Here is a 3,720-nt window from a genome sequence, read left to right as displayed (position 1 = left end):
GTGGTTTTAGCCACTGACAAGCCTATTTTAGGCGGATAAGTGGTAAAATCGGTGCCAGCACGATAGATCTTGGTGCTTCGTATTAATTATAACATATTGTATTATATGGCATATTTTGATTTTCTTTCAGGCACTATTTAACTTATTGCTAACTTTCTAAGGAGAAATTGTGCCAAGTCCTAAAGTATTTGTCTCATCAACATGTTACGACCTCGGCATGGCAAGGGAGCAGCTTCGTTCATTTTTATTGAGAATAGGCTATGACCCAGTCTTAAGTGAGTATTCAGACATACTTTATGATCCGAGAGCACATACCCATACCAGTTGCATACAAGAGGTGCCAAATGCCGATATTGTTGTTGTGCTTATTGGTTCTCGCTTTGGTGGAAAAGCAATACCGGAAGCTTTGTCAAATGTAGATTTAGAGAATCTCGTTAACTCTAGCTTTGATGTAACAGTGCTAAATGATCCAGAAAAACTATCAATCACACAGCTAGAGGTATTAAAGGCGATAGATTCAGCTGTGCCTGTATTTGCTTTTGTTGATGAAAAGGTGATGCACGATCACTATGTTTATCAAAAGAATAAGGATTTAGTTGATAAAATTAAATTTCCCTCGATTGATAAGCCAGAAACTGCCAAATATATATTTGAATTTATCAGCTTCCTGTCTCACAGGAATAAAGGGAACAGCGTAATTCCGTTTGGAAAAATCGAAGACATTGAAAACCATTTGAAAAAACAGTGGGGCTCGCTTTTTCAACGCCTTCTTAGAGAGCAGAGAGAGCAGCAAGTTGAAACCAGAAAGCTATTCACAATTACTGAGCAGATCGAAGACCTAAAAACTGCGATGATTTCAACTATCGGGAATGCTCAGAATAGGGAAGTTGCTCGTGGTGTAATTAAATACAGGCGACTTTCAGATTTTCTTTCTGGCATTAACTTTCCAGATTTTAGTGTTGTGACAGAAGGAAGCATGGGATTTGAGGAGCTGCTCACTTCAGCTGATATCGTCGCAGTTAGAGAAATACCAGATGTCAGGAACTCTTTTGGGCGATCTGCATTAGTGAAATCTGATGGGACTTACTATGAATTAAGGCTTGGGCAAGAATTTTTGAATCGAATAAATATCGATTGGAACAGTTTTATGACGCTTACGGCGGATGTCCGGCATGTGATATTTGAGGCTATCTCTGATATGGGGCGAATGGGCCCCGGAATTGTTAGGTATAGAGATGAGCTTTTCGAGGAAAGATTCAACGAGTATTTGGAAAGAAATGAAAATAAATCCATAACTCTAGAGGACTTTTTGAAGGATGAGCAAATTGATGAGTCAACCGAAAGTTAACAAAGCATTGCATCGGACAAGCGGCTGACTGAAGGGCGAGGAAGGGCAAGAGTCAGGTCTTGCAATCAAGCATCCATAGCTAAACATTGGCAGCTGCTATCCATTCAAGTGCTGTCACTAATTGCGGTAATGCCGCAGCTGGGTTGGTCGGGCAACCGCTTTTTGTTGCCCGACATTTCATTCTAAGAGTAAATAATTGGAATTTAAAAATGCCGCCCAAGATTAAAGAGCTTATTGAATAACTGGCTATCAATTTGAAAATGCATCAGAGTAAACTGAAGCAGTTCCACTGATGAATAATTCACAAAAAAGTCACTAGATATGCATTTTATTTGGATCTGAAAAAAGCCACTGCGAAGCGGTTAAAACATGGCGTTACTTTTGAAGAAGCAACCAGGGCTATGCGGGTTTATTTTCGACTACAGCGCATGACCCTGACCACTCGGATAGTGAGGCGCGATTCGTAACTTTTGGTATTTCCTCCCAAGGAAGGTTACTTGCGGTATCGCATGCCGACAGAGGTGATGCAATTCGAATCCTATCGGCAAGATTAGTAACGAATGTTGAGAGGCAAATTTATGAAGAAGGTTAAATCAGAAATGACCGATGAGCTTCGTACCGAATATAAGCGGTCGGATTTCGGTGAGATTGTACGCGGTAAATACGCAAATAGAATCAAAGCAGAAACGAACGTGGTTCTTCCCTGATATTGCAGAAGCTTTTCCTAATGATGAAGCAGTAAACAAAGCGCTGCGATATTTATTGGAAGTAGCAAAAACATCATCCAGCCTTACCCGCCGCTCCAGTTGACTCCGCTAACGCTCCACCGCTAAGCTTTGTGTTAACTCTTCCGCCGGATGACAAAGTGCACATATTTTTGGTAGCATTTGGTCCATGAAAATCTACAATTAGAAATTTTTTTAAAAATCAATAGCTTATTCTTGATAGAAACATATCTTTTGAGGAAGCTGTCTTTTATATTGAGCAGGGAGGCCTATTGGATGACATTGTTCATCCAAACACATCGGATTATCCAAATCAGCGGATTTTCATCGTTCGGATTGGGGATTACGTTTATCTGGTTCCGTATGTAGAGACTGAGGAAGAAATATTTCTCAAAACTATTATCCCCAGCAGAAAATTTACCAAGAAATATCTTGGAGGTGGATTATGAGTAAAACTAAATTATCGAAAGAAGAAAAAAAACTCCTTAATGCCTTAGATGCTGGTGAATATGAATCAGTTTTAACTGAGTCTCGTAAAAAGGAGCTGGAAGCAATTGCTTACAACACATTCAAAAAGGATAAAACAATTAATATCAGAATTTCCAATCGAGACTTGACTGCCATTCAATCAAGAGCATTGGAAGAAGGTATTCCGTATCAAACGTTTGTGTCGAGTATTATTCACAAATACATTTCAGGATCTCTGAAAGATCTCACTGCTAACAAACCAAGCAAGCAAACGCAGTAAATGCGCGGCTTCGGGTCAAGAATTCACCTGATTATAAAGATGCTTCAGCAACAACGTCTTTCCGGCAGGGATTGCCGGAATCTAGAGCACAAGGATGTGTTCGGCGCTCGCCATCCATGGCCCTGGATCTCGGCAATCCCTGCCGAAATGACGATTTTTGACTGAGCTGATTGATCTTTATAATCAGGAGAATTCATGTCTTGCAATCAAGCATCCTTGGCTAAACATTGACAGCAGCTATCCATTCAAGTGCGGTCATTCATTGCGGTAATGCCGCAGTCCATTATTGGACCGAGCCCCCATACTTCATTCTGGCATAGCCATAAATAAAGGGGATCAGAATAGAATGGCACTTACTTAAGCTTTTTCGGATGCCCATATTTTTTCACGTGTTCCCTCGCCTGACCTCTTGGCACAACAAGTAACGGATAGGGTTTCGGTCTTCGTTTTACAGCTCTTGGTTCGATCCGACCGGAACGATTTCCAACCCGCTGTTGCGCCATTAATGCGCAAACCACCCACAGCATGTGGTTGTCTGAAGTGTTTGTTTGCCTACTCCATATCAGCCACAGTTGCAGACTGTGTTTGAAGCTGATTTCTCTCGGTAGAATACCGGCCAGGATGGCAGCTTGCGTCATCAGCAAGCGGATCAGATTATAGGCCAGCAAATAACCCCAAATCTCCTTGATAACCATCTCTGGCGTCTTACAACTGACGACATTCATGCCCATGGTTTCCTTGATACTGCGAATATCCAATTCGATACCCCATCATAAAAACACCTATAAATGAATTCTTGACAAACGAGGAAATTCTACCAATAATTCATAAAGATGCACTCATGTCACTGGTCCGATGGAGCCAAGCGCATGGTCAAAAACTCAAGCCAAGTGAATGCG

At 41.3% G+C, this 3,720-nt stretch carries 4 protein-coding genes and 1 pseudogene; 4 read left to right on the top strand and 1 reads right to left on the bottom strand.

All coding sequences use genetic code 11. From position 1 onward, the window contains the following. Window positions 1-169 precede the first annotated feature (169 nt). From Q7V32_RS03670 to Q7V32_RS03660, 4 genes are all read left to right on the top strand, one after another. A complete protein-coding gene (locus tag Q7V32_RS03670) occupies window positions 170-1,348 on the top strand; it encodes a DUF4062 domain-containing protein (RefSeq protein ID WP_304895631.1) in 1,179 nt (392 codons plus the stop codon). Window positions 1,349-1,823: 475 nt separating this feature from the next. Continuing rightward, window positions 1,824-1,940: a hypothetical protein gene (locus Q7V32_RS20780; protein ID WP_370691411.1), complete on the top strand. Its 117-nt coding sequence runs from the start codon at window positions 1,824-1,826 to the stop codon at window positions 1,938-1,940. Between the two features lie 578 nt (window positions 1,941-2,518). Then, a complete protein-coding gene (locus Q7V32_RS03665; RefSeq protein ID WP_304895630.1) occupies window positions 2,519-2,821 on the top strand; it encodes a CopG family antitoxin in 303 nt (100 codons plus the stop codon). Window positions 2,822-2,860: 39 nt separating this feature from the next. Continuing rightward, the gene (locus tag Q7V32_RS03660) at window positions 2,861-2,986 is read left to right on the top strand and encodes a hypothetical protein (protein ID WP_304895629.1); all 126 of its coding nucleotides are present in this window, start codon (window positions 2,861-2,863) and stop codon (window positions 2,984-2,986) included. Between the two features lie 188 nt (window positions 2,987-3,174). Here Q7V32_RS03660 and Q7V32_RS03655 read toward each other — a convergent pair. Further along, window positions 3,175-3,591 (bottom strand): annotated as a pseudogene (locus Q7V32_RS03655) (IS4 family transposase); the annotation flags it as partial. Between the last annotated feature and the right edge of the window lie 129 nt (window positions 3,592-3,720).

The sequence above is a fragment of the Methylicorpusculum sp. genome, assembly GCF_030651835.1.
Lineage (GTDB): Bacteria > Pseudomonadota > Gammaproteobacteria > Methylococcales > Methylomonadaceae > Methylicorpusculum.
This window is presented reverse-complemented; position numbering and strand designations above follow the sequence as displayed.